General features: G+C 59.1%; 25 protein-coding genes. 16 read left to right on the top strand and 9 right to left on the bottom strand.

Annotation, left to right across the window (positions count from 1 at the left end; all coding sequences use genetic code 11):
• Positions 1 to 249: 249 nt before the first annotated feature.
• Together WBK19_RS03445 and WBK19_RS03440 are read left to right on the top strand one after the other, a co-directional pair.
• Complete coding sequence (locus WBK19_RS03445; RefSeq protein ID WP_511286974.1) at positions 250 to 1,149, top strand: FHA domain-containing protein; 900 nt, start codon at positions 250 to 252, stop codon at positions 1,147 to 1,149.
• Positions 1,146 to 1,832 (top strand): response regulator transcription factor, encoded by a 687-nt coding sequence (locus WBK19_RS03440; protein ID WP_511286972.1) that lies wholly within the window; start codon positions 1,146 to 1,148, stop codon positions 1,830 to 1,832. The genes WBK19_RS03445 and WBK19_RS03440 overlap by 4 nt, the downstream gene beginning before the upstream one ends.
• A 114-nt stretch (positions 1,833 to 1,946) precedes the next feature.
• On the opposite strand, the gene WBK19_RS03435 is transcribed toward WBK19_RS03440, so the two are convergent.
• The 9 genes from WBK19_RS03435 to nifH all read right to left on the bottom strand — a co-directional run bounded on the left by WBK19_RS03435 (position 1,947) and on the right by nifH (position 9,470).
• The gene (locus tag WBK19_RS03435; RefSeq protein WP_511286970.1) at positions 1,947 to 2,915 is read right to left on the bottom strand and encodes a hypothetical protein; all 969 of its coding nucleotides are present in this window, start codon (positions 2,913 to 2,915) and stop codon (positions 1,947 to 1,949) included.
• A 15-nt stretch (positions 2,916 to 2,930) separates the two neighbouring features.
• Positions 2,931 to 3,689 (bottom strand): 4Fe4S-binding leucine-rich repeat protein, encoded by a 759-nt coding sequence (locus WBK19_RS03430; RefSeq protein ID WP_511286968.1) that lies wholly within the window; start codon positions 3,687 to 3,689, stop codon positions 2,931 to 2,933.
• Positions 3,679 to 3,942: a DUF6129 family protein gene (locus WBK19_RS03425; RefSeq protein ID WP_511286966.1), complete on the bottom strand. Its 264-nt coding sequence runs from the start codon at positions 3,940 to 3,942 to the stop codon at positions 3,679 to 3,681. The genes WBK19_RS03430 and WBK19_RS03425 overlap by 11 nt, the downstream gene beginning before the upstream one ends.
• Positions 3,939 to 4,670: a dinitrogenase iron-molybdenum cofactor biosynthesis protein gene (locus tag WBK19_RS03420; protein ID WP_511286964.1), complete on the bottom strand. Its 732-nt coding sequence runs from the start codon at positions 4,668 to 4,670 to the stop codon at positions 3,939 to 3,941. The genes WBK19_RS03425 and WBK19_RS03420 overlap by 4 nt, the downstream gene beginning before the upstream one ends.
• A gap of 79 nt (positions 4,671 to 4,749) precedes the next feature.
• Positions 4,750 to 4,941, bottom strand: coding sequence for a 4Fe-4S binding protein (locus WBK19_RS03415; RefSeq protein WP_226498256.1), 192 nt, complete (start codon positions 4,939 to 4,941; stop codon positions 4,750 to 4,752).
• 64 nt (positions 4,942 to 5,005) lie between these two features.
• Positions 5,006 to 5,233 (bottom strand): putative nitrogen fixation protein NifT, encoded by a 228-nt coding sequence (gene nifT / locus WBK19_RS03410; protein WP_511286962.1) that lies wholly within the window; start codon positions 5,231 to 5,233, stop codon positions 5,006 to 5,008.
• 83 nt (positions 5,234 to 5,316) lie between these two features.
• Positions 5,317 to 6,885 carry a nitrogenase molybdenum-iron protein subunit beta gene (nifK, locus tag WBK19_RS03405; RefSeq protein WP_511286960.1) on the bottom strand — a complete coding sequence of 523 codons (1,569 nt, stop codon included), beginning with the start codon at positions 6,883 to 6,885 and terminating at the stop codon, positions 5,317 to 5,319.
• A 137-nt stretch (positions 6,886 to 7,022) separates the two neighbouring features.
• Positions 7,023 to 8,495: a nitrogenase molybdenum-iron protein alpha chain gene (gene nifD, locus WBK19_RS03400; RefSeq protein ID WP_511286958.1), complete on the bottom strand. Its 1,473-nt coding sequence runs from the start codon at positions 8,493 to 8,495 to the stop codon at positions 7,023 to 7,025.
• 93 nt (positions 8,496 to 8,588) lie between these two features.
• Positions 8,589 to 9,470, bottom strand: coding sequence for a nitrogenase iron protein (gene nifH / locus WBK19_RS03395; protein WP_511286956.1), 882 nt, complete (start codon positions 9,468 to 9,470; stop codon positions 8,589 to 8,591).
• 305 nt (positions 9,471 to 9,775) lie between these two features.
• Here nifH and WBK19_RS03390 point away from each other — a divergent pair, with 305 nt between their 5' ends.
• The 14 genes from WBK19_RS03390 to WBK19_RS03325 all read left to right on the top strand — a co-directional run bounded on the left by WBK19_RS03390 (position 9,776) and on the right by WBK19_RS03325 (position 26,469).
• Entirely contained in the window at positions 9,776 to 10,585 is an 810-nt protein-coding gene (locus tag WBK19_RS03390) for an NAD(+)--dinitrogen-reductase ADP-D-ribosyltransferase (protein ID WP_511286954.1), read from the top strand.
• Between the two features lie 214 nt (positions 10,586 to 10,799).
• A complete protein-coding gene (locus WBK19_RS03385) occupies positions 10,800 to 12,515 on the top strand; it encodes a sensor histidine kinase (protein WP_511287143.1) in 1,716 nt (571 codons plus the stop codon).
• On the top strand, positions 12,512 to 13,147 hold the full coding sequence (locus WBK19_RS03380; RefSeq protein WP_511286952.1) for a response regulator transcription factor: 636 nt from the start codon (positions 12,512 to 12,514) through the stop codon (positions 13,145 to 13,147). Before WBK19_RS03385 ends, WBK19_RS03380 begins: the two co-directional genes overlap by 4 nt.
• A 101-nt stretch (positions 13,148 to 13,248) precedes the next feature.
• Positions 13,249 to 15,273: a c-type cytochrome gene (locus WBK19_RS03375; protein WP_511286951.1), complete on the top strand. Its 2,025-nt coding sequence runs from the start codon at positions 13,249 to 13,251 to the stop codon at positions 15,271 to 15,273.
• Between the two features lie 152 nt (positions 15,274 to 15,425).
• Entirely contained in the window at positions 15,426 to 16,016 is a 591-nt protein-coding gene (locus WBK19_RS03370; RefSeq protein WP_511286949.1) for a DsrE family protein, read from the top strand.
• A 461-nt stretch (positions 16,017 to 16,477) separates the two neighbouring features.
• Positions 16,478 to 17,983 (top strand): aromatic/alkene/methane monooxygenase hydroxylase/oxygenase subunit alpha, encoded by a 1,506-nt coding sequence (locus tag WBK19_RS03365; protein WP_511286947.1) that lies wholly within the window; start codon positions 16,478 to 16,480, stop codon positions 17,981 to 17,983.
• A 65-nt stretch (positions 17,984 to 18,048) separates the two neighbouring features.
• Entirely contained in the window at positions 18,049 to 18,315 is a 267-nt protein-coding gene (locus WBK19_RS03360) for a toluene-4-monooxygenase system B family protein (protein WP_494647818.1), read from the top strand.
• Between the two features lie 47 nt (positions 18,316 to 18,362).
• Entirely contained in the window at positions 18,363 to 18,698 is a 336-nt protein-coding gene (locus WBK19_RS03355; RefSeq protein WP_511286945.1) for a monooxygenase system ferredoxin subunit, read from the top strand.
• 160 nt (positions 18,699 to 18,858) lie between these two features.
• Positions 18,859 to 19,173 (top strand): MmoB/DmpM family protein, encoded by a 315-nt coding sequence (locus tag WBK19_RS03350; RefSeq protein WP_511286943.1) that lies wholly within the window; start codon positions 18,859 to 18,861, stop codon positions 19,171 to 19,173.
• A 55-nt stretch (positions 19,174 to 19,228) separates the two neighbouring features.
• Positions 19,229 to 20,215, top strand: coding sequence for an aromatic/alkene monooxygenase hydroxylase subunit beta (locus tag WBK19_RS03345; RefSeq protein ID WP_511286941.1), 987 nt, complete (start codon positions 19,229 to 19,231; stop codon positions 20,213 to 20,215).
• Between the two features lie 71 nt (positions 20,216 to 20,286).
• The gene (locus WBK19_RS03340; RefSeq protein WP_511286939.1) at positions 20,287 to 21,303 is read left to right on the top strand and encodes a 2Fe-2S iron-sulfur cluster-binding protein; all 1,017 of its coding nucleotides are present in this window, start codon (positions 20,287 to 20,289) and stop codon (positions 21,301 to 21,303) included.
• A 73-nt stretch (positions 21,304 to 21,376) separates the two neighbouring features.
• Positions 21,377 to 22,753 carry an OmpP1/FadL family transporter gene (locus WBK19_RS03335; RefSeq protein ID WP_511286937.1) on the top strand — a complete coding sequence of 459 codons (1,377 nt, stop codon included), beginning with the start codon at positions 21,377 to 21,379 and terminating at the stop codon, positions 22,751 to 22,753.
• 183 nt (positions 22,754 to 22,936) lie between these two features.
• Positions 22,937 to 25,825 carry an ATP-binding protein gene (locus WBK19_RS03330; RefSeq protein WP_511286935.1) on the top strand — a complete coding sequence of 963 codons (2,889 nt, stop codon included), beginning with the start codon at positions 22,937 to 22,939 and terminating at the stop codon, positions 25,823 to 25,825.
• Positions 25,822 to 26,469 carry a response regulator transcription factor gene (locus tag WBK19_RS03325; protein ID WP_511286933.1) on the top strand — a complete coding sequence of 216 codons (648 nt, stop codon included), beginning with the start codon at positions 25,822 to 25,824 and terminating at the stop codon, positions 26,467 to 26,469. Before WBK19_RS03330 ends, WBK19_RS03325 begins: the two co-directional genes overlap by 4 nt.
• The last annotated feature ends 41 nt before the right edge of the window (positions 26,470 to 26,510 follow it).

The raw sequence follows: 26,510 nt of genomic DNA, 5'->3' as shown, positions 1-26,510 counted from the left end.
TGAAAACTCACGGTCGACCGGACTTTTTGCGCCATTTTGCCCTTTGGGGCAATTGCTCTCCTCGGTCAGCTCTATACCATCGTACTGAAAATTGGTCATCGCCCCATAGTGTGGGCGTGGGTATGGCGATGCTTGACGTTGTCAGATCTGCGATGTGACCGAGCGAATCGACATCCAAAGCAGGTACCGAATGTGGTCACATCCTTTCAGCAAAGCAATCTCCGATCTCAAGGCGCAAGGGACATCCCGATGAAAAAGGTGCGGCCCGTTTATCTGGTGCGGGCCGACATCCTTGGGCATTCAGAACACATTTCGGCGTCGGCGATCATGATGCAGGGCGAACCGGTTCGTCGCCGCATCAATCGGCTGGAGCGTGCCACCGAGTCCTATCAGGGGAAGGTCATAAGCCGCGCACCGCAAAGCTTGGTGGCGGCTTTCGAGACAGCTGAGGCGGCCGTGCTGGGCGCCTGCGAGATGCAGCGGCGCTGCGCGGTTATCCCCCAAATGTCGGGAACACGGGTGGGGGTCCAGATAGGCATTCATGCCGGGACAGCTGAGCAGATTTCCAATGGCAATACGGATGCCATTGAAGCAACTGCCGCCCGATTGGCAGGCATGTTGGGTGATGGAAGTGTAGTGGTATCCGGGGCAGTGCTCAAAGGCTTGTCACCGCCACTGCGGCAGAAACTTTACCCCGTGCCCGATGCCGCTGCCGGAACGTCAGCCCATGCCATCAATTGGCAGGGCAATGCCATTGCTTCTGTTGCCAGTGTTTCCATCGATCCATCCAGGACGGAAACTACCCGGCCAGCCAAACCGAGCATTATTCTGCACCATGGCGGTCGGCTGTTTCAGTTTGGCGATGAGCATCCCGTCATCAGCATTGGCCGCAATCCGCAGAGCGATATCGTCATCAACGACCCGAAAGCATCGCGCAGTCATTGTCGGATCATCAATCAACGTGGCCGTTGCGTGCTCGTTGACCAGAGCACGAACGGAACAGTCATCACGCCCAGCGAAGGGAGTGTCATTGTTATCAAGCGCGAACTTGCCGGACTCCGGGGGAATGGCTGGATTACCCTCGGTCATCAATTTCGCCGGGATGAGTCCCATGCAGTCAAATTTGAAGTTATATGCGGAGCGTTATGAAATTTGCCGTTGTCGAGGATAGCCGCAGTCAGGCTGCGGTACTTGAGGCTCTGTTAAGGAGCGAGGGTTACGAGGTCGATGTATTTGCGGACGGGCGCAGTTGCCTGAACGCCGTGCAAACCAGTACCTACGATTTTTTCATCATCGACTGGACTCTCCCGGACATAAGCGGCGATGAGGTGCTCAAATACATTCGTGAGCATTGCGGCTGGGATGTGCCCATCATGTTCTGCACCGCACGAGCTGAAGAGGAGAGCGCTGCGGATATTCTGCGCATGGGCGCTGACGACTTCGTTCCGAAGCCCATTCGCTACATGGAATTCATGGCGCGGGTTGCCGGCCTGCTGCGTCGCCGACCTTCGCATTCAAGTGAGCGCCTGCTCGTGGGTAAGGTCGATATCGATTTGCAGGGGCGGCGCATCAGGCTGGACGGCAGCGATGTCGAGTTGACGCAGCGCGAATTCGATCTGGCTACCTTGTTGCTGCAGAACGTCGGTCGGGTATTCAGTCGGGAAGAGTTGTTCAAGAGCATCTCGTCGCGCGAATTGCTCGTGGATACTCGCACCATCGATACCCATCTGAGTCGGCTACGCAGAAAGCTTTCCCTGGACGGCGAGATGGGTCTTGTCCTTTCTTCTGTTTATGGCAAAGGATATCGTCTGGATTCCATCAGGGGAGCCTGAGGTTTCATTGGCATCCTGAGGTGTTGCGACAGGGAAATGGAACACCTGTGGCGCAAAGCAGGTACCGATTCCGCTAGGCTGGAAATACCCGTTTGCGCCAATTCTCCGGAAGCCTCAAACCGAATACGGCCGGTGCAGCCAGCCACGCACGACATCGACATCGCGTTGCGGCAGGTAAGCGAAGCCGGCCAGCGCGTCTTCGACGACGGTCTGGGCTACCCAGTGGGGAACCGCCTTGGTGCTCAGCATGTGGAAATACCAGGCGAGCGGGTAGCCGATTTCGCGGTCGAAGCGGGTTAATGCTTCCTGCAGGCTCAGGCCGCTGGTTCCGGCGCTGGCTTCGAATTCGGGTGGTTCACCAGCCAGAGTGGCAATCGGCTGGGCGCGAAAGACCGGCTGGTGATAGCGGTCGAGGTGTTCGCGGGTGGCGATGACCCAGTGGTTGTAAAAAGTCGTGGCGCTGCCGGCGCTGCTCTTGCTCCAGTCGTCGACCATGCGGTGAATCGAGGCCGGTTCCGGCTTTTGCGCCAGCATGCGCTTAAGGAAATTGCCGACGTGCTGGATGCGGCGGAAGGCGTAGAAGGGCAGGCCGACCGGAATGGGAGCGTCATTGCCGCCGCGCGGATCGACAAGTTCTTCGAGCGTCGTCGGCTCGTTGACGAAAAGCTGATGGACGCGCATTTCCTGCAGGTCTTCGATTTCCAGTTGCAGGAAGTCGTCGCTGCCTTCACCGGCCGAGGCGACGAGGTAGTGCGTCTGGCCGACCAGTCGCGTGGCGTAGAGTTGCTGACTGGCATAGTCATCGATCAGTCGATTGATGTCGCCGTCGCGCTCGTCGATGGCGTTTTCGACCCAGCTCTCAAGGCTGTCGCTGACGCGCTGGCCGGCGGCGTCGACGATGCCGCCGAGACGGTACCAGCCGCCGCGACCAAGTGCGTGGCGAAATTTCCATTCGGGCAGGGCGTTGCTCAGGGCTTTGACCAGTGCGGCCGGGCCGGCGCTGACCGGCGTCTTGGCGCAGGTTTCAACAATCGCCGGTGACAGTGATTTACAGTATTCGGTCCAACCCTGGTCTTGTTTCATGACTTTCCCTTGTGGTCAGGCAGCTTCCGATTCGGCGAGCCGGGCTTGCGCGGCTTCGCGGACTTCAATTTCCGGGTCGGCGGTCAGTGGCCGCAAAAATTCGATGGGGGCGTTGCCGACGGCAGCCAGGCGAACCCACCACTCGCTGTCCTGCAGCATGGCGGCGGCCAGGCCGGGCAGGGCGCGCTCGGCGACAATGGCGCGAACTTCCGGTTCGTCGTCCTCGGCCAGCAGGTGCAGGGCAAAAGGCGGCAGACGGGAGGCGACGACCTTGCGTACTTCGCGTTCCGGATCCTTGGTCAGCTTGGCTAACTGGCCGTGCGGTAGGCGGCGGGCGACGGTGGCGCGGATCAAATAGTCCGGGTCGTTGATCAGGCGGATGAGCAGCGCCTCGGGCAGGCGGGCGGCGACGGAAAGCCGGACCTCGCGGTCGCGGTCGGCGGCCATGTCGATCAACTCGTCGACCGGCAGACGCATGGCGACGACGCGGCGGACCACTTCATCGGGGTCCATTTTCAGCCCCAAAATGGCGTCGACCGTGGCATATCGGGTGGCAATGGCCCGCCGTTCCCAGAAAATGTCATTCAGGTATTCGTGTGCCAGTTCCGGGTTGGCACGCAGGAAGCGGTCGATCTGCCGGCCGCTGTGCGCGCGGATGCAGGCATCGCCCGGTGTGCATCGATGGCCGTTCAGGTATTCCGGGAAAAAACGGCAGCCGGAACACAGGCCCAGTTTTCCGACGCCGGCATCGGCGGCGGTCTTTTCACTCGTCATCGACCTTGGACGCAATCAGGATGCCGGTGGCGGCTTCCGCGTTGTTGGTGATTTCCAGGCAATGGCCGGTGGCGCCGGAGATGTAGAAAAGTTCGTAGCCTTCGATGCTGAAAGCCGGGCGATAGCGTGGCGAAACGTCGTCTTCGCTGCATTCGGTAAAATGCAGTTCGGGAAAGCGCTGGCGCAGCGCGGCGGCGGTGCCATCCAGCAGGGCGGCTTCGCCGACCCGGGCGAGGAGTGTCGGGGTAATCATGCTGATTCCTCTTCTTCGAAATCTTCCTCGAAGCGCGCCAGCGAGGCGGATGGCACACCCATGATCTGGGCTAGCCAAGGCGGCGGGCTGGCCAGGCGAGCCTGCAGCTCGACCAGCACTTCGCGGGCTTTGCCGCCTTCAGGCTTCTTGACCGGATGGACGCCGGCGCGAACGACCTTGGCCGCTGCCGGGCCGCCGATTGATTGCACGTAGACGATCTGGCAGTCGTTGATCAGCGCCGAGCGGGCGGCATTCTTGTCTTCGGCCGTATCGGCTTCGACCGTCGTGCGGATGTCGATCAGCCGGATGGCATCCTGACTGACTTGATAGACCAGGAAGCGTTCGCAGGAGCCGAAGTGGCCGTCCAGAGTCTCGCCGCGATTGGCCGCAATGGCGACACGTAGCGAGCCGGGCATGTCGCCATCGGTATAGGCATCGACCGCCGGGAAATCGCTGTTCTCGACGCCCTGGCCCCAGAGCAGGCGGACGGCTTCCTTGAGCGCTTCGCCTTCGACGCCGACGTGGCAGCCTTGTTCGGCAAAGTCGCCGGCCAGGATGACGCGCAGGTCTTCGACGGTCAGCGTACCGAGCTTGCTTTCGGTGAGCGGGGCTTCGAGTTTCTCGATCAACGCGCCGACCAGGGCACGAACATCGAGACCGTTCAGGGCGCGGGCCGCGAGCGCAATGCGCAGAGCAGCTTCACGAGAGGCAATTGGCGTATTCGACATGGTGTGCTCCACAGAGGGTCTTCAGTGGAACACCGGTGCAGGTTTCGCTGCCCCGGTGTTCGGCTCAAGACTCTTTGGCTCAGGCCGGGCTGATGCAACCCGACGGGCAAACGTCGACACACAACGGTGAATCGTTGTGGCCGTCGCATTCCGTGCAGGTGGCAGCATCGATCTTGAAGAAGATCTTGCCGGAACTGATGGCCTTGGTTGGGCAAACCGGCTTGCAGTCACCGCAGGCGGTGCACATGTCGGGGTCGATTTTCATTGCCATGATGCTCTCCTTTAAATCCGCCCTGGCTGGCTTTGGCTGGCTGGGCGGGCAGGTTTCAACGGGCTTAGTCTTCGGCAGCGCCGAGGCGCTTTGCTCTCAGCGAAATCGGTAAGCGAGCCGGTTTGGCGATCGGATCGATGTAGTACGTTCCACCGTTGTCCAGTTTGAGTTCGCCACCCCATTTTTCTGAGGTGTCGAATTCGATGGATTCGATGGACGCTTCCAGGTCGCGCTTCGGAAGGTAGAACACCAGCCCACCGCTGCTGCCTTGCTGGATCATGATGTTGGCCATTTCGGCTCCCTAATGATGTTGTCGCCAAGGTTCGCGCGTATGCCCCACTACCGTTGCCGGTAGCGGGGCATTGCGAAGACCGATTAGCGAACCAGGTCGAAGTTGTAGTCGGTGGTGCCCATGCCGATCGTTTCCTTGTCGAGTTGCTCAAGGACAGCGTTGGTCAGCTGGGTAACTACAGACATCATGCCTTCGTAGCCCATGGTGGTGGCGCGGTGCATGTGGTGGCGGTCGAAGATCGGGAAGCCAAGGCGGATCAACGGTACTTCGAACTCTTCACCCAGGTGGCGGGTGTCGCGCTGGATGTACTTGCCGTAGGAGTTGCCGATCAGGAAATCCGGCTTGTCCGTGAAGCACAGGCTGCGCATGTGCCACAAGTCGTTGCCGGCATAGACCTTGCCATTGACGCCGAACGGGCTGGAGGCGAGCAACTTTTCCATGACCTTGGCCCAACGCTTGTTGCCGTTGTGGGCGAGGATATGGGTCGGCTCGGCACCCACTTCGAGCAGCATCTTGACGACGCCCATGACGAAGTCCGGATCACCGTAGATGGCGAACTTCTTGCCGTGCAGCCAGGCGTGGCTGTCGGAAACCAAGTCCATGCAGCGACCACGTTCCAGTTCCAGGGAGGCCGGGATCGGCTTGCCGGTGACTTCGGAGACCTTCATCAGGAACTCGTCGGTCCATTCGACGCCCATCGGGACGTTGAGCTTCGGAATGTCATGGTTCCAGGTGTTTTCGACGAATTTCTTCGTCTTTTCCAGCTGGGTCGGTTGCAGCAGCAGGGTGGTGATGCCGTTCGGTGCGTCCTTGACTTCGTCCATCGTCGTGCCGCCCGAGTACATGCGGAATTCGCCGTCAGCCGGGGTGTCGAAGACTTCGGAAGGATCGGAGAGCATCGTGTAATCGACGCCCATTTCGGTCAGCATGCGCTTGATGACGCGGTAGTTGCCGAGGTAGGTCTCGAAGCCCGGAACGATGTTGATCTTGCCGTTCGAACCGACCTTCTTGCCATCCATGAAATTCAGCGTGAAGTAGCGGAGGATGCCTTCTTCCATGTTGTCCCAACCGGTCGTGTGCGAACCGACGAAGGACGGGGTATGGGCGTAAGGAACCGGGTATTCCTGGGGAATGTTGCCGGCCTTCTTGGTGTTGTTGATGAAGGCATTCAAGTCGTCACCAATAACTTCCGCCATACAGGTGGTGGAAACAGCGATCATGTCCGGCTTGTAGATGGCCTTGGCATTTTCCAGACCGTCGATCATGTTCTTCTGACCACCGAACACGGCTGCATCTTCGGTCATCGAGTCGGACACACAGGAACACGGTTCCTTGAAGTGACGGTTGAAGTAGGTGCGGAAGTAGGCGACACAGCCTTGCGAACCATGCACGTAAGGCAGGGTCTTGTGGAAGCCGGAGGCACAGAGGACGGCGCCGAGCGGCTGGCAGGCCTTGGCCGGATCAACGGTCAGGGCTTCGCGCTTGAAGTTGAGGTCCTGGTATTCCTTGGTCGTCGACCAGACGAAGGTTTCCCAGACCTTTTCGGGGCCATGGCCTTCTTCGAAGAGTTCGCGCTTTTCAGCGAGGTTCTTCTTGTAGTCGTCGTCGCGGAACAGCGGGTAACAGGGCTTGATGTTGTCTGCGGTTTGCATTGCTATCTCCTTGCCCGGTCCGCTCATCTGCGGTGCCAGGCGAAAGGTTGATGATCAGGGTTTCCGGTAGAGGGGTGGGTGAAGGACGCGAAGTCCGCAATCACCCACCGCCGCTACTTTTTCCCAATTCCTGAAACTTAGGCAGCCTTCTTGACTTCTTCAGCAGCAACCTTCTTCCACGGGGGCGTCAGGTTCTTGAAGGTCGGGTTGGACAGGGCGATGTCCATGTCACGGGCGAAGATCGCGAAACCGTCGTAACCGTGGTAAGGACCCGAGTAGTCCCAGGAGTGCATCTGGCGCAGAGGAATGCCCATCTTCTGGAAGATGTACTTTTCCTTGATGCCGGAGCCGACCATGTCGGGCTTCAGGCGCTTGACGAACTCTTCCAGCTCGAAACCGGTGACGTCGTCGTAGAGCAGGGTGGCATCACCCATTTCTTTGATCGTACGGTCGTAGTCGTCGTTGTGGCCGAATTCGTAGCCGGTGCCGATGACTTCCATGCCGAGGTCTTCGTAGGCGCCGATAACGTGACGCGGACGCAGGCCGCCGACGTAGAGCATGACCTTCTTGCCCTCGAGACGCGGTTTGTACTTGGCGATGATCTCGTCCATCATCGGCTTGTAGCGGGCGATGACAGCTTCGGTCTTTTCCTTGACGGAATCGTCGAAGAAGGCAGCGATCTTGCGCAGCGATTCGATGATCTTCGTCGGGCCGAAGAAGTTGTATTCCAGGTAAGGAATGCCGTACTTCTCTTCCATGTGACGGGAGATGTAGTTCATCGAACGGTAGCAGTGCAGCAGGTTCAGCTTGACCTTCGGCGTGTTCATCATTTCAGCAATGGTGCCGTCGCCGGACCACTGAGCCACGACACGCAGGCCCATCTCTTCGAGAAGAATACGGGTTGCCCAGGCATCGCCACCGATGTTGTAGTCACCAATGATGGCTACATCGTAGGGGGTCGATTCGTAGGCGGCGCCGTCGCGCTTGTCGAGAACCCAGTCACGGATCGCGTCATTGGCGATGTGGTGGCCGAGGGACTGGGAAACACCGCGGAAGCCTTCGCAACGAACCGGGACAACCGGCTTGTCGATGGCGGCGGCAGCCTTCTTGGAGACGGACTCGATGTCGTCACCGATCAGGCCGATCGGGCATTCGGACTGGACCGAGATACCCTTGTGCAGCGGGAACAGTTGTTCGACTTCTTCGATCAGCTTGGCGAGCTTCTTGTCGCCGCCGAAGACGATGTCCTTCTCCTGGAAATCGGAGGTGAAGTTCATCGTGCCGAAGGTGTCGATGCCGGTCGTGCCGACATAGTAGTTACGGCGACCGGCGCGGGAATACTGACCGCAGCCGACAGGGCCGTGCGAGATGTGGATCATGTCCTTGATCGGACCCCAGACCACGCCCTTGGAGCCAGCGTAGGCACAACCACGAATGGTCATGACGCCCGGCAGGGACTTGCGGTTGGAAGTGATGCACTTCTTCGATTGTTCAACGGTTTGATCATTGGTCGCGAGATGCTTGGCGCGATCCTTCTGAGCTTTTTCCGGATAAACCTCAAGCACCTCGGCAATGAGGGCGTCGGTTTCTTCGCGAGACAGAGTTGTCATGTTTTCCTCCTGACGTCGCCACCAATCTGTGGCCGACGTACTGGTTGAAAGTGGCGGGGAGCGATGCCCCCGCCGTAGCTTGCAGGGTCTTGCTTAGGCAGCCAGTTCGGCAGCGGTCTGACCGACGATGGACTCGTCTTCCGCTTCCATGATGCCGAATTCCATCAGCAGGTCTTCCAGCTCTTCCATCTCGATCGGAGTCGGGATGACGAAGTTGGTGTTGTTGACGATCTTGTTGGCGAGCTGACGATATTCGTCAGATTGCTTGTGCTTCGGATCGTATTCAACCATGGTCATGCGGCGGATTTCAGCGTGCTGAACAGCGTTGTCACGCGGCACGAAGTGGATCATCGTGGTGCCAAGGCGACCAGCCAGGGCCATGATCAGTTCGTCTTCGCGGTCGGTGTTGCGGCTGTTGCAGATCAGGCCGGCCAGACGGACAGAACCGGAATTCGCGTACTTCACGATACCCTTGGCAATGTTGTTGGCAGCGTACATGGCCATCATTTCGCCGGAGCAAACGATGTAGATTTCCTGAGCCTTGTTTTCGCGAATCGGCATGGCGAAGCCACCGCAGACCACGTCACCCAGAACGTCGTAGAACACGAAGTCGAGATCTTCGTCGTACGCGCCTTCTTCTTCAAGGAAGTTGATGGCGGTGATAACGCCGCGGCCGGCACAGCCGACGCCGGGTTCCGGACCACCGGATTCAACGCACTTGATGCCGCCGAAACCGACGGAGAGGACGTCTTCCAGTTCCAGATCTTCCACCGAACCGGCTTCAGCAGCCAGGTGCATTACGGTGGTCTGAGCCTTGCTATGCAGGATCAGGCGGGTTGAGTCGGCTTTCGGATCGCAGCCAACAATCATTACTTTCTTGCCGGATTCAGCGAGTGCAGCCACCAGATTCTGAGTGGTGGTGGACTTGCCGATGCCGCCTTTGCCGTAGATGGCGCATTGACGCAGTTTAGCCATGGTGTAATCTCCTTAGTCTGTCAGTCGATTTGCGAAGGAATCTTTGAGAGTCGCACCTCACCTTTTGCACGTAGCGTGCCAGGTCGACTGGCAGACCGTAATCGATTGATTATTAAATGAAAATAAAAAATGAGCCGGTGATTGTCGGGGCGGGTACATCCGACAATATCCCTACGCTTTGTAGGGGTGACGACAAAGCGTCGAGCGCAAGCGAGACAAAACCACCCTCAGGAGACGACAGTCTCCTATCTGACTCTTTGCCAGGCAGTCCCGGCCTTCAGGCCGGATCAACTCACAAAGCGACGTTGCCGCGCGAGGCTCGCCTGCCGATCAATCGCTGTAATCTGCCTGCCGTCGTCCTCGGTGGCCTGACTTACCAGCAATACCCCAGCCCCTTATTGATCGATGGCGTCGCCGAGCTGCACAGCGATCTGTTCCGGCGCCTCAATGCAGCTGCACCGGACGCGCGGGCCGACGTCTTTCGCGATTACCTGACTGTCCATTTCCAGCTCGAGTGGCCTGAAGAAATGGGGTTGAGCGGTGAACTGCGCGGGCGTCGGAAAAGCCGGGCCAAGGCCAACTACATCCGGATGATTCGCGGCTGGAGCTTCGATTCCGACAGCCGCGAGGGCGCCGTGCTCAAAGGCTGGGTCGAGTCACGCTTCGGCCTGATGCCGCGTTACCACGGACAGCCCCTGCGTGATCCGGCCGGTGAAGGTTACCGGCGCTACCAGGAAATGCGCTCGCATGGCTTGTACGGCACCAGTGCACTCGAAGCGCAGTTCGATCTGCTGTACACCTTCTGCCAATTTGAACTGGCGCAACGCCATCAAGGGGCCCGGCACGTCACGCTCTATCGCGGCGTCAATCGCCTGGCCGACCATGAGGTGCTGGGCAAGGGGCGGGGCGGACAACACGTGGTCCTCCTCAACAACCTCAATTCATTCACCTGCAGCCGCGAACGCGCCTGCGAATTCGGCGACTACATACTTGAAGTGAATATTCCGCTGACCAAGATCTTTTTCCAGTGCGGCCTGCTACCCGGCGTGCTGCAGGGCGAGGATGAGTTTCTGGTGATCGGCGGGGTTGTCGATGTCACGTTGTCGACAATTTGACGCCTTGCCGGTTTCCGGTTCACGCAGACTTTGTTCTGGCCTGTCTGGAACCGCTGCTGCAAATATGGAACGAAGCGTTTTGCGGGCAGCGATTAGAACTTTGGATTGCTAGAATCGGGCGATGGTAATTCCCAATCGTAAAATTGTACTCAGATTAATTGGCCTCTGCTGTTGCCTGATAGCCGGCCTGACGCATGCCGAAGAGGATGTACGCATTGGCGTTCTGGCCTGGCAAGGGCTGGAGGAGGCGGAGTTCCACTGGTCATCGCTGGCCCATGGGTTGGAAGAAAAGCTGCCGGGTAAGCGCATTGTTCTGAAGCATTTCAATCTCGAGGGCATGGCGACGGCCTTGAATGCCGGATCGCTCGATTTCGTCGTGACCAATCCAGGCCACTACGTGACGCTGGAGGCGAAAAGCGGTATTTCCAGAATTGCCACGCAGGTGGCTGAGTCCTCCAATGATCCTGGGCATGTGGTTGGTTCGGCGGTTATCGTTCTTGATCAGCGGCAGGACTTGCAATCGCTCGATGCATTGCAGGGGAAAACCCTTGCGGCGGTGTCGCCCGATGCTTTTGGCGGCTACCAGTTGATATGGGCGGAATTGCGGCGGCTAGGCATCGATCCGGAGCGTGGTGGGGTGAAACCGCTATTCACCGATTTTCCGATGACGCAGGTGGTCGAGGCGGTGCGCAGTGGTCGAGCCGATGCCGGCGTACTCCGGGCTTGCCTGCTCGAAAGCCTTGAGCGGGACGGCGTGGTGCCTGTCGGCGTGTTGCGGGTGCTGTCTCCACGCCAGAGCGCCTCAACTTGTCGCGTGTCGTCGAGTTTGTTCCCAGGGTGGGCCTTCGCGGCAGCGAGTGGCACACCGGCAGCGCTGTCGCGTGACGTGCTGTTTGCCCTGTTGTCACTGAAAACTGACGCAGATGGTGAGTCATGGAGCGTTCCGGCGGATTATCACCCGGTCCACCAATTGTTCCAGGAATTGCAGATCGGCCCCTATGCTTTTCTCCGCGAAACCAGCTGGAATTCGCTGTTCCGCCTCTATTGGCCGTGGCTGGGAGGATTGTTGCTGGTTTTGATCGCTTGGGGCGGCTACACCTTGCATGTCGAGCACATCGTGCAGCGGAGAACCAGAGAGCTGACCCTGGCGCTTGACGAGGGGCGCAGCCTGGAAGCACGGGTTCGATCAGGGCAGCAACAAATGGACCATTTATCCCGTCTGTCGATCCTCGGAGAACTCTCAGGGACTTTGGCGCACGAATTGAATCAGCCGCTGGCAGCCATCGGCAATTACGCGCGCAGCCTGTTGCTCAGGCAGGATCGTGGACAGCTGACACCGGAAGCACTGCGCCAGGCGGCAGAGGAAATAGCCGAGGAGTCGGAGCGGGCCGCCGGGATTCTCGGAGGCATTCGTGCTTTTGCCAAAAAACGCAGCAGGGTGCGTGAAGTTTGTGACATCGCGACGCTGGTTCGCGATACGGCAGCGCTGATGCGTGGAATTTTGGCCGGGGCACCTGAGGTCGTGCTGAACGACACGCTCGACGAAACAGCAAGGCGAGTTGATGTGGATCCGCTGCAGATCCAGCAGGTCCTGCTCAATCTGCTCAAGAATGCCTGGGATGCCCAGCTGGCGATGGGTGTGGCCCAACCGATTGTCGTATCGCTTGCCATCGAGGCGGGACGTTGTGCAGTCGCTGTGCGCGACCATGGCGTTGGCCTAGCGCAAGAGGTGCGCGACCACCTGTTCGAAGCCTTTTTTACGACCAAGCCTGACGGTCTCGGCCTTGGGTTGTCGATTTGCAAGACCATCATCGAGGCGCATGGCGGCGAATTGCAGGCGCGTATGGCCGAGGAGGGGACCGGCATGGTTTTCAAGTTCAGTCTGCCTCTGGCTCGGATGTCGCCAAGTGCGAATGAAGGAAATACATGAATTCTCCAGTCGAACAGCCGGTCATTCACGTCATTGACGACGAAGCGCCCTTTCGCCGTTCTCTGCTGTTCTTGCTCGAATCAATGGGTTGGCAGGCAGTGGGGCACGAATCGGCGGAAGCTTTTCTCGAGGCTCAGCCACTGTTTCCTCCCGGCGGTGGTTGCCTCGTCCTCGATATCCGCATGCCGCGGATCAGTGGCCTTGAGCTCCAACGGCGGTTGCAGGCGGTCGATTCGGCCTTTCCCATCGTCTTCATGACCGGCCATGGCGATGTCGAACTGGCTGTGCAGGCGATGAAGGCTGGCGCAGTCGATTTTCTCCAGAAGCCTTTCAAGGACCATCTGTTTCTCGACGCCGTCGAGCGCGCAGTGCAATTAAGCCGCGAGCGCTACGCCACGACACGGCGCCACCAGGAGGCGCAGGCAACTCTCGGCCGCCTCTCGGCCCGCGAATCGGAAGTTGCTCGCCTGCTTGCCCAAGGCTTGGCCAACAAGGAAGTGGCAGGCATCCTCAACATCAGCGACAACACCGTTCACGTCCATCGCCAGCATGTCATGGAAAAAACCGGCACGAGCAGCGCAGCCGAACTGGCCCGCCTCATCCTGCGTGCCGACCCCGGCGGGCTGGACTAAGCGTTAACCGATTTCGGCTATTACCCTAGCCCAATGTCCGAATAGCGCTGCCGGGCAACTCTCCCTAGACTCAGGCTGACATGATTTACGGGGAGAACAGCATGAAAATTGGTTATCTACGCGGCTTTCTGGCACTGCTGGCAATCGCCGCAAGCAGTCTGGCATTGGCCGAAAATGACGCAGGTGCAGTCGAACGCGGTCGCTATCTGGCCCAGCTCGGCGACTGTGTCGCCTGTCACACGACCGAAAAGGGAACGCCGATGGCAGGTGGCCGGGCGCTCGAAACGCCGTTCGGCAAGTTGTATTCCACCAACATCACGCCGGACAAGGAAACCGGTATCGGCAATTACACCTTCGAACAGTTCGACCGGGCGATGCGCAAGGGTGTCGCGGCAGATGGCCACAATCTCTATCCGGCGATGCCTTATCCGTCCTATGCCAAGATGACGGCAGATGACATGCAGGCCCTCTACGCCTACCTGATGCAGGGGCTGGCACCGCTCAAGCAGGTCAACAAACCATCCGAAATGCACTGGCCTTTCAATATGCGCTGGGGTTTGGCGATCTGGAACTGGCTGTTCCTCGACGACGAGCCATTCGTGCCGAACAGCACCAAGGACGCCAGCTGGAACCGTGGCGCCTATCTGGTACAAGGCCTCGGGCACTGCGGCGCCTGTCATACCCCACGCGGCCTGTTGTTCCAGGAAAAGGCGATGAGCGAGTCTGGCCGCAACGGTTCGCTTTTCCTTGCTGGCGAGACGGTGGAGTCCTGGCGCGCCCTGAGTCTGCGTGACCTATGGACAGTCGAGGACACCAAGACCTTCCTGAAGACCGGGCAAAACCGCTATGCAACGGCCTCCGGCAACATGGCCGATGTCATCATGCACAGCACTCAGTATGTCCGGGACGATGATCTGCTGGCCATTGCCAGCTACCTGAAGTCCTTGCCGGCCGGGCCGCATGACAAGGCGGCACATCCCGCTCCGAAGGCAGTTGTCGCCAAAGTGCCGGACGACCTGTTCAGCACGCGCGGCGGCCTGGGTTACATCCAGTTCTGCGGAGATTGTCACCGTGCCGATGGTAGTGGCGTCGACAAGGTTTTCCCACCGCTGGCAGGTAATCCGACGGTCAGTTCGAAGGATGCCTCGACGCTGGTGCACATTATCCTGACCGGCGGCCAGACAGCCTCGACGACAACCCATCCGCGCGTCTTCGTGATGCCGGCCTTTGCCCGTCTGGCCGACCGGGAACTGGCCGAGATACTGAGTTTCGTGCGGACCAGCTGGGGCAATGGTGCGCCTGTTGTTGATACCGGTATGGTGGCCAAGATGCGGGCTGAACTTGACCCCAAGACCACGGGTTCGAGCAAGTTCGAAACGCCGCGTCTGGCCAATATGCTGATCGCCAAGAATGCCCTGCAACTGGTCCGCGGCATGCGGCTGCATCTGGAAACCAAGGATTTGCTTCCCGAGCATGTCGGTGACCAGCTCAATTGCACGAGCTGCCACCTAAATGCCGGGACGGTGGCCGAGGGATCGCCTTTCGTCGGCGTGTCGGCCTTCTTCCCGAGCTACGGCGCGCGGGCTGGCAAGATCATCACGCTGGAGGAGCGCATCAACGGTTGCTTCCGTCGCTCGATGAACGGCAAGCCACTGCCAAAGGAATCCGATGACATGAAGGCGATGGTCGCCTACTTCGACTGGATGAAGGGTGAAACCAAGCCGGAAGACAAGGTGGCCGGGCGTGGCGTGGGCAAGATCGACCGCTCGATCAAGCCTGACCCGGACAACGGCAAGAAGATCTACGCCGATCAATGCGCGGTATGTCATGGCGAGAGCGGCGAGGGCCTGAAGAACGCGGCCGGCAAGATGGTTTACCCGCCGCTGTGGGGTGATGAGTCGTTCAATATCGGCGCTGGGATGGCCCGGACCTACACCGCCGCCGCCTTCGTCAAGCGCAACATGCCGATTGGCTTCCACGGCAAGTTCCCGCTCGGTCAGGGTGGGCTGGCCGACCAGGAAGCGGTTGATGTGGCCGAGTACTTCAGCCACCAGCCGCGTCCGGACTTCCCGGACAAGGTCAAGGATTGGCCAAAGGATCCGAAGCCGGCCGACGCTCGTTACTGATCTGAACGCCCCGGAAAACGGGGCGTTTTTTTTGGACATGAGTCTGACCAGGCCGGCGTCGAACGGTTAAAAATGCACTGTTTTTCGGGCTGAATTGGCGTTTTTCAGCAACTGGCCATTGCTTTTCACCAGGCAGCAATCTGACCATATACTTGCTTCGTCGCTTTGAATTTTGGAGACGACAAGAACCGACCAACGAGGGAATAAAGGAGATAAGGATGTTAAAAAAATTGCTTGGTAGTCTTTTGCTTTGCGCAACTGTCGCGTGGGCTGGCCCGGATACACCGTCAAAGTTTGACGATTCCCCGCTCGGGGCGCAAAAAACGGTTTATCAATTCAACTTTGAAAAACCCGAAGATATGTATCAGGCACTGGGTTACATCAACAACCAGCTGAACGGCCTCAAAGAGTTTGGCGATATCAAGCAATCCCATATCGTGATGGTGGCCCATGGCAACGAGCTGCACATGCTGTCACGCCTGAATCGAGCCGCTTATCCCGACATCTATGATCGCCTCAAGGCGCTGACTGACCAGGGGGTAACGTTGCGCGTCTGCCGCAATGCAGCCAATTTCCGGGGTTACAAACCGGGCGATTTCTATGATCTGGTCACTGTCGTTCCAGCGGCAATGACCGATCTCGCGATGTGGCAAAAGAAGGGTTACTCCTACATTTCCGGTTCGGTTATCAACCGTAGCAAGCGCAGCGAATTCCTGCAAAAACATCCGGAAATTCTCGATTGAACACCTCTGCCGACTGACCGTTTGATCAGCAAACAGTTGTCCATGCCCATGATTTGATCGTTGTCGGGGCAGGGCACGAAGCAGGGAGAGAAACAGGCGCCGCGGGGCGCCTGTTGTTTTTTGAAGGTGTCGTAGCCAAGCGCTGACAGCCTCCCTGCGATTTCATTTTTGGCCGTTTTTTACGGTTGACCGTGGCAATACGCAGGCCAGGCTGCAACGCGAAATCGGCTCGCCAAGCAGGCCAGCCAAGGCATGGCGTCTTGTCGACAGGTCGCCATCAGCACCCGCAAAAGCACCCCATCTAAACCAAAGTCTAATACTCCCCTTCTTTCATTCCTTGTAACTTTAGCCATATGCGGAATCTCGATATTTTTCAATTTGCCGCGTGCCCCTGGCGACAGAGATCGCTTTGATTCGGGAAGTGCGGGATCCCCAATCCTGCTACAAAGAAGGAGACATTGATGGCTGTACTAAACAGAATGGACTGGTATGACCTGGCCAGGACCACGAACTGGACCCCCACGTATGTGACGGAAAATGAACTGTTTCCGCCGCTGATGTCAGGTGATTTCGGCTTGCCCCAGGATGCCTGGGAAAAATACGACGAGCCTTACAAACAGACCTATCCGGAATACGTAAAAGTCCAGCGCGACAAGGATGCCGGTGCTTATTCGGTCAAGGCCGCGCTGGAGCGCAGCCGTATTTTCGAAAACGCCGATCCGGGCTGGAAGTCGGTGATGAAGGCGCACTACGGCGCCATCGCCCGCGGCGAATACGCCGCCGCCAGTGCCGAAGCGCGCATGATGCGTTTCTCCAAGGCGCCGGGCATGCGCAACATGTCCACGCTGGGTTGCCTGGATGAAATCCGTCACGGCCAGATGCAGTTGTATTTCCCGCACGAACACGTTTCGAAGGACCGCCAGATGGACTGGGCCTTCAAGGCCTACGACACCAACGAGTGGGCGATGATCGCGGCGCGTCACTTCTTTGACGACATCATGATGACCCGCGACGCGATCAGCGTCTCCATCATGCTGACCTTCAGCTTCGAGACCGGTTTCACCAACATGCAGTTCCTCGGGCTGGCAGCTGACGCAGCCGAGGCCGGCGACCATACCTTCGCCAACCTGATTTCCAGCATCCAGACCGACGAATCCCGCCATGCCCAGATCGGCGGCCCGGCGCTCAAGATTCTCATCGAGAACGGCCAGAAGGCCGAAGCGCAAAAGCGCGTCGATATCGCTGTCTGGGGCGCCTGGAAGCTGTTCTCGGTGCTGACCGGTCCGATCATGGACTACTACACGCCGCTTGAGCACCGCAAGCAGTCGTTCAAGGAATTCATGGAGGAATGGATCGTTGCCCAGTTCGAGCGCGCCCTGACCGACATGGGCCTCGATCTGCCCTGGTACTGGGACAAGTTCCTCGCTGACCTGGGCGAGACCCATCACGGCATGCACATGGGTTCCTATTTCTGGCGCCCGACCCTGTGGTGGAACCCGGCCGCCGGCGTCACGCCGGACGAGCGGGCCTGGCTGGAAGAAAAGTATCCCGGCTGGAACGACACCTACGGTCAATGCTGGGACGTCATCATCGACAACGTCGTTGACGGCAATATGGCCATGGCTTATCCGGAAACCCTGCCTTACGTTTGCAACCAGTGCCAGCTGCCGATTATCGGTACGCCAGGCAAGAAATGGAACGTCAAGGACTACCCGCTCGAGTACAACGGCCGCCTGTATCACTTCGGTTCCGAAGTTGACCGCTGGTGCTTCGAGCAGGAACCGGAGCGTTACGCCGGCCATATGAGCATTGTCGACCGCTTCCTGGCCGGCATGATCCAGCCGATGGATCTGGGCGGGGCGCTCAATTACATGAACCTGGCTCCCGGCGAGTGTGGCGACGATGCCCACAACTACGCCTGGGCCGAAGTCTACCGGGCCCTGCGGGCTGAGAAAAAGGCCAGCTGATCGCAGCTGCCATGCAAGCCGGCGTCTGCGGACGCCGCTTCCAGAGAACAAAGGAGATTCAAGAAATGGCGTTGTTTCCAATTACTTCCAACTTCGAAGGCGATTTCGTGCTGCAACTCGTTGCGGTCGACAGCGAAAACACGATGGACGAGGTGGCTGCTGCTGCTGCCGTGCATTCGGTCGGCCGCCGCGTCCGGGCGCGGCCGGGGCAGATCCTGCGCGTGCGTCGGCAGGACAGTGACGAGTTTCTGCCGCGCACCATGCGGGTTTCCGAATCCGGCCTGAAGCCGACGGAGACCGTCGAAATCATCTGGGAGGCCCCGAAGCACTGAGTGCTTGCGGAGTCGCCACCCGAAACAGGAATTATCAGGAGTCAGGAATGGGTTTCAAAAAGGTATGCACGCTCGACGACCTCTGGGAAGGGGAAATGGAGTCGTTCGAAGTCGATGGCCAGGAAATTTTGCTGGTCTGTGCCGAGGGCGGTGACATCAAGGCCTTCCAGGGCATCTGCCCGCATCAGGACATTCCCCTGATTGAAGGCAGTTTCGACGGCAAAAAGCTGATCTGCAAGGCGCACCTGTGGCAGTTCGATGCCAGCACCGGCAAGGGCATCAATCCCGATGACTGCGCCCTGGCCGAGTATCCAGTCAAGATTGACGGGGACGATGTCCTGGTCGAGACGGCAGGTGTCGAGGCTTTGTTTGCCCATTCCTGACCGGGCTTCCTTCACTTATCAGAGGACGAGTCGCATGGGAATTTTGAATTGGTTGGGAAGCTTACTGGGCGGCGGACAAGCGCAGCCGAAACTGGCTTGCCCTTCCGGGCTGGCCAGCAACATTGGCGCGCCAGACTTGAAAGAAATCGAGGAGAAAAAAATGAGCACTACCAGTTCCGCGCAGGCTTATCACAACAATCTGGTCGGGCCGGTCATGCGTGCCGGGGACCTGGCCATGGCGGTCATCGAGGCAGCCAGGGTCGATAACCCGGGCAAGGAAGTCTTTGTTGACGACAAGCGCGCCTATATCCGCATCCACACCGAACACGAGATGGTGCTGCACCGCGCAACCATCGAGGACGAGCTGGGTCGCCCGTTCAAGATGAATGACCTGGAAGTGGACTTGAGTTCCTTCGCCGGCCAGATCGAAAGCGGTGACAACTCCATCCGTTTCTATTTCGTGAAAAAGATGTAAGGGCGGCCCGGACGCAACACCGGCCAGCCAACACCAAAAACTCAAGGAGACAAGAATGTCGGAAGTTCAAGTACTGAAGCCGCTCAAGACGTGGAGCCATCTCGCCGCCCGCCGTCGCAAGCCGAGCGAATACGAAATCGTCAGTGCCAACCTGCACTACAACGACCGGGATGCCAATTCGCCGTACGAGCTTGATCCCAACATGTTCATGAACACCTGGTACAAGAAGAACACCTTCGGTACCGCCCTCAAGCACCCGGACTGGAACGCCTTCCGCGATCCGGAAGAAGTCGTCTACCGCACCTACAACATGATGCAGGATGGCCAGGAGACCTATGTTTTCGGCCTCTTCGACCAGTTCAACCAGCGCGAGAACGACAAGGCGCTCGATCCCCGCTGGGCGGGCACCCTGGCGCGTTTCTATACGCCTTCCCGCTACCTGTTCCATACCATCCAGATGGCTTCGGCCTACGTCGGGCAGGTTTCGCCGGCCAGTACCATCACCAACTGCAATTATTTCCAGATGGCCGACAGCCTGCGCTGGCTCAGCCACACCGCCTACCGCACCAAGGAGCTGTCAATCGCCTTCCCCGACAAGGGTTTTGCGGTCGACGAGCGCACCTATTGGGAAACCGATCCGGTTTGGCAAGGCTTCCGCGAGCTCATGGAAAAGGCGATGACCGTTTGGGATTGGGGCGAGGCAATTGTCGTCCTCAACCTCGTCGCCAAGCCGGCAATCGATGAAGCCGTGCTGCGCAAGCTCGGCGAATCCGCCCGCCACAACGGCGACACCCTGCTCGGCCTGCTGACCGATGCTCAGCTGCTCGATGCAGCGCGCCATCGTCGGTGGATTTCGGCGATGGTCAAGATGGCACTGGAAACCCCGGGCAATCTGGAACTGATCCAGGGCTGGATCGCCAAATGGGAGCCGCTGGCCGACAAGGCCATTGATGCCTACTGCTCAACCCTGCCCGACGTTGCAGCGGGCGCGGAAGCGGCCAAAGCGGCAACGCGCGACTTCCGTCGTTCCATCGGCCTGTAATCGTCAAGCAACCTGAGTTTGGCCAGCGCCCGTTGGCGCGGGCCAAACTCTACCTATACATTGGCGCTGCCATGACCAATCCAACTATCCGTAATGAAAAAGACGGCTCTGTCTGCGAGCAGAAGGACGGCGACACCATCGTCCGCGCAGCCTTGCGCGCCGGGCTGGGGTTTTCGTACGAATGCAACTCGGGCGGCTGCGGTGCCTGCAAGTTCGAACTCGTTGAGGGCCAAGTCGAGACGCTGTGGGTCGATGCTCCGGGCCTCACCGAGCGGGACCGCAAACGTGGCCGCCATCTCGCCTGCCAATGCCGGGCGCTTGGTCCGGTGACCATCAAGGCAGCGACGGCGCCAGAATACAAGCCGAAGGTTCTGCCCAAACGACAACGCGCCCATTTGATCGGCACGCGCGATATCACCCACGACATCCGCGAGTTCCGCTTTCGCTCCGAGGACGATGCCGAGTTCCTGCCTGGCCAGTTCGCCATGCTCGATCTGCCCGGCCTTGGTGCCTCGCGTGCCTATTCCTTGTCGAACACGGCCAATGAAAAGCGCGAGTGGCATTTCCAGATTCGCCGCGTCCTGCATGGCCAGGGTACGCACGCACTTTTCGAGAAGCTGGCCGAGGGCGACGAGATTGGCCTTGATGGGCCCTACGGTGTGGCTTACCTGCGCACCGAATCGCCGCGCGACATTGTCTGCGTCGCGGGGGGCTCAGGATTGGCGCCAATGATTTCGCTGACGCGCGGAGCCGTCGAGGCCGGGCTGCTGGCTGACCGGAAACTGTATTTCTTCTACGGCGCACGCACGCCACGTGATGTCTGCGGCGAGGAGATGCTGCGCGTCCTTGCCGGCTTCGGCGACCGGATCATTTATGTCCCGGTGGTATCGCTGCCCGGCGACAACGGCGACTGGCATGGCGAGACCGGGTTTGTCCATGACGCCGTGGCGCGTTCCCTGCCAGCCGAACTGGCGAGCTACGAGTTCTATTTCGCCGGGCCGCCACCGATGACCCAAGCCTTGCAGGAACTGCTCATGGTTGGCCACAAGGTGCCCTTCGAGCAGATTCATTTCGATCGCTTCTTCTGAAGCGTGCTTCATCCGGTTAGCACCGGGGGGGATTCAACTGTTTCACATTCCAACAACAGAGGAGATGACAGGGATGACTACAAGAAAATTCGTTGTATCGGCGCTGGTTTCGGCGCTGGCTGGTGGAACTCAACTGGCGCAGGCGACCGATGTATTTCGCCTGGAAGGTTTCGGCGCAGTATCGCGCGGCATGGGTGGCACCGCGGTAGCCCATGACGTCGGCCCGGCCGGCATGATGACCAATCCGGCCACGCTGTCGCTGATGCCGGACGGCGACCAGGCCATGATTGGCCTGGATCTGGTGACGACCGATATCAAGGTCACGAACAAGACAACCGGCGAAAGCGTTTCTTCCGACACGCATTCCAACAACCGGGGCCCGTATGTCGCACCCGAGGCGGCATTCACCAAACGGATCGGCGGCTGGTCCTTTGGTGTCGGCGCCTTTGCTCAGGGTGGGCTGGGTACTGAATATGGCAATGGCAGCTTCCTGTCCAGCGCCACCGGCGGACTGGCTACCGGGCTCGACAATTCGAGTCGCTTGCTGGTGCTGAACATTCCATTCGCGGCGAGCTTTCAGGTTACCGAAAAGCTGACTATCGGCGGCAGCGTCGATGCGATGTGGCAGGGCCTCAATCTTGATTTGCTGCTCGGTGCCGATCAAGTCGGCAGCCTGATCGGCGCCGGACGGGCCACTGGTTCGCTGGTCGGTGCCCTGGGCGGCTTGCCGGACCTGCGCGGCGCGCATTTCAGCCTGACCAAGGACAAGTTCCTGGCCAGCGGTGTCGATGCCTGGGGCTACGGTGGCAAATTGGGGATGATCTATCGGGCCACGCCGGAAACCATATTGGGTGCGTCCTACACGCTCAAGAGCCAGATGAGCGACATGGACGGCCGGGCAACGCTGACGGCCATCGATGGTGTCGCCGGCCAAATCGCCTTTGCCGGGAAAATCCAGATCAAGGATTTCCAGATGCCCTCCCACGTTGATCTGGGTATCAGCCACCGCCTGACCCCGCAATGGACAGTCGCCGCCGATATTTCACGGGTCTTCTGGAAGGACGTGATGAAGGATATCAAGGTCGCCTTTGTTGCCGATGCCGGGGGCGACATCAACATTCTCTTGCCGCAGGACTACAAGGATCAGACCATTGTCTCGCTGGGCGCCGCCTATGCGGTCAACGATAGCCTGACGGTACGCGGTGGTTTGCGTTTTGCCAGCCAGGCCTTGTCTTCATCGACCCTGTTTGCCGTCATTCCGGCAACCCCGAAAAAGCATCTTTCGGCCGGCTTTACCTATGCGTTCTCGAAACAGAGCAAGCTTGATTTCGCCTATTCCCATGCCTTCAAGGAAACCATGGACAACACGAGTTTGCCGAATACCTCTGCCCCGATCGAGGTGACGCACGCCCAGAACAACGCAACGATAAACTTCCGCTACAGCTTCTAACGGTTTACCCATCCTCCGATGGCTTTTGGCGAGTTTTTACTCGCCTTTTTTGCTTTCTGGCGGGGCTGCAGTTCCCGCCTGAAACCGTTAAGGAAAGACATCGCCGACTTTTTGCTCGTATAGTCGAGAAATGGCCAGGCACAACATCTCGTGCCGGCCGTGAACGTGGATTTTGGAGCGTGGATGAGAACTGAATTTATGGCTCGGAACGAGAGCCTGCAAGCTTCCGTAAAGGGCGTGATGCTTGCTGCTGACGACAGCATCGAGGTTCGCCGGCAAAAGCTGGCGCGCATTATTCTCGATGCCATGTACCAGTTTCTTGGGTTGCTTGATGTTGATGGCACCGTGCTGGAGATCAACAAGGCGGCTCTGGAGGGGGCGGGAGTCTGTCTTGACGATGTCGTCGGGAAACCTTTCTGGGAGGCGCGCTGGTGGGCGGTTTCCGAGGATTCGAGCCAGCGTGTTCGGGAGATGGTTGAGCTCGCCAAGCGGGGCGAATTCGTGCGCTGCGATGTCGAAGTCTATGGCGATCTCCATGGGGAAAAAACGATCTTCGTCGATTTTTCGCTGACCCCGATTTACGACGATGAGGGACGCGTCGCCTTCCTGCTTCCCGAAGGGCGAAACATCACCGAAAAGATCGCCATCGAGGCCGAGCTGACGCGCAAGAACGGCGAGTTGCAGTTGGCGCTTGAGAAATTGCGCGAAATCGACGGTTTTAAAACGAAATTCTTCGCCAATGTCAGCCACGAACTGCGCACGCCTCTGGCCCTGATTCTCGGGCCGGTCGATCAACTCCTCAAGGAAGCCACGCAGTTGGGCGAGCGGGAACGCTTCCGGCTGACGACCATCAAGCGTAATGCCCAGTCCTTGCTGCATCAGGTTAACGATCTGCTCGACTTGGCGCGCATCGACGCGCAGCAAATGCCGTTGGCCTACGTCTGTGCCAATGTCAGCGCCATGCTGCGGGATGTCGCAGCCAGTTTTGCCGCAGCGGCCGAAGAGCGATCGATTGCCTTGCTGATCGAGGGGGAGGATGAACTGTATGCCGACGTCGATCGGGCCAAATTGGCGCGCGTCCTGGCCAATCTGCTCTCCAACGCCTTCAAATTCACGCCGGCCGGTGGCCGTATTAGCTGTTCGATCACCCGTGTGGCGAATCGGCGGTTTTTGCTGAGCGTGCAGGACAACGGGCCGGGCGTACCGCCGCAAATGAAGGAGCAGATTTTTTCCCGCTTCGCCCAAGGGCAGGATGGCCTTTCGGGCAGTGGCAGTGGCCTCGGTCTCAACATCGTCAAGGAATTTGTCGAACTGCACTTTGGCACGGTGGTGGCTCTCGATGCGCCGGGCGGCGGGGCGATTTTCCAGGTCGAAATGCCCATGCGCGCGCCCAAAGGCGTTTTTGTTCGTGAGAGCAATGAAGAGACGGGCATGGGCGCTTATCAACCCATCGATTTTTGCGATCCGCAAAGTCAGCCGGCCCGCGATGACAAGCCGGGCGTTTGCCGGATTCTCGTCGTCGAGGACAACCCCGACCTGCGCCATTTTCTCTATGACGTACTGATCGACGACTACAACGTCACGCTGGCCGAGAACGGTGCAATCGCGCTTTCATTGGCGCTGGAAAGTCCGCCGGATCTGATCATCACCGATCTCATGATGCCGTATTTCGACGGCGAGCAATTCGTCAGGGAACTTCGTGCCAGCGAGCGTTTCCCTAATATTCCTGTGCTCGTCCTCTCGGCCCGCGCCGACGATGCGCTGCGCGAGACGCTGCTCGAAGAACTGGTCCAGGATTACCTGACCAAGCCGTTTTCGCCGCAGGAGTTGCGGGCTCGTGTCCGCAATCTGGTCATGGTCAAACGCACTGTCGACATTCTTCAGAAGGAACTCAATTCGCAGGCTTCCGACGTTTGCGAATTGACCGCCGGTCTCGTCGCCAGCCGAAAATCCCTGCAGGACGGCTTCGTGGCCTTGCAGATATCTGAGCGCCGCTGGCAGGGGTTGTACAACAACACGGCGGTCGGTATCGCGCTGGCCGACAGGGAAGGGCGGATTTTGACCGCCAATCCGGCCCTGCAAAGAATGCTCGGTTACAACCAGGCCGACATCGTTGGCGTCTCGTTTGTCGATATCTCCGAGGAATCCCAGCGGGCGATGACCAAGCAAAACGTGCATGGTCTGTTCGACGGGGTTATCGACAACTATCACGTGCAGAAACGCTACGAAAAGAAAGATGGCGGCTTCCTCTGGGCCAACGTCAGCGTATCGCTGATTCCCGCCGTTGACCGCGAAGGCCCCCGGCTCGCCGTCATCGTTGAAGACGTCACGTCGCGCAAGCAGGCCGAGACCTCGCTAGCCGTCACCCAGGCAGAACTGGCCAGGGTTGCGCGGTTCACGACCATGGGGGAGCTGGTCGCCTCCATCGCCCACGAAGTCAATCAACCGCTTTCGGCCATCGCCACCAATAGCCAGGCGGCGTTGCGCTGGCTGGCTCGGGAAACGCCCGACCTCGACGAGGTGGTCGCCGCCCTCCGCCGGGTCAACCGCGATGCCAGCCTGGCCGGCGAGGTCATCACCCGCATCCGGAGTTTCCTCCGCATGGGCGGCATCAAGCGCGAAGTGCTCGACGTCAAAAGCATGCTCGGTGACTTGCTGCAGATGCTGCAAACCATGCTTCTCGAGTCCGGCGTCCAGGTTGACGTCGCGATTGCGCCTGACTTGCCGGTCGTGCACGCCGATCTCGTTCAGTTGCAGCAGGTCATGCTCAATCTGGTCGTCAATGCTGTCGATGCCATGCGCGATCAGGCGTTAGCCGAGCGTGTCCTGACCATTACCGTCACGGCCAACAAGCAGGAAGGGGCGCTGTTCAAATTCAGCGACACCGGGCCCGGCATTCCGCCCGAGATGAAAGAGAAGATTTTCGACGCCCTGTTCTCGACCAAACGCGACGGTCTCGGCATGGGGCTGGCGATCAGCCGCTCGATCATCGAAAACCACGGTGGCCGACTTCGCCTGGAAACGGCCGGCGCCGGGGCAAACTTCGTCTTCAATATTCCAATCAGCCAATGACTGCCAGCCTGACTTCGCAACTTCCCATCGTCTATGTCGTCGACGACGACGCCTCTGTTCGTGAATCCCTGAGCAGTCTGATCCGCTCGGCGGGAATGGCCGTCGAGGTCTTCGCCTCCCCCTTCGATTTCCTGGCCAAGGACAAGCTCAGCGATTTCGCCTGCCTCGTTCTCGATGTCCGCATGCCGGGCTTGGACGGTCTGGCGCTGCAGGAAAGAATCGCCGAGTTGGGCGTCGAAATACCGATCATCTTCATCACCGGCCACGGCGACGTGCCGCTGGCGGTTCGCGCCATGAAGGCTGGCGCCATTGATTTCCTGAACAAGCCGTTCGACGACACCGATCTGCTGAAAGCCATCGCCGTCGCCTTGTCGCGGGTCAGCGCCGCGGTCAATGAGCGCACCGAACTGGCCGATTTATGCGAGCGTTTTGACAGCCTGACACCGCGCGAAAAACAGATCATGTTCGCCGTGGCCCAAGGCAAGCAGAACAAAGCCATCGCCTACGATTTGTCGGTGACGGAAAGCACCGTCAAAGTCCACAAACACAACGTGATGAGCAAAATGAACCTGCGCTCCGTTGCCGAGCTGACGCTGGCCATTCAGCAGCTAAAAAGCGTCGGCAAGAAAGCCCCGGCGGGCTAAAGAGCCAGAAGCAGATGACTACGGCCAAAAGGTAATTTCAA

It is taken from the genome of Azonexus sp., assembly GCF_049652925.1.
Classification (GTDB): domain Bacteria; phylum Pseudomonadota; class Gammaproteobacteria; order Burkholderiales; family Rhodocyclaceae; genus Azonexus.
The sequence above is the reverse complement of the archived record's forward strand: the minus strand, read 5'-3'. Positions and strand labels throughout refer to the sequence as shown.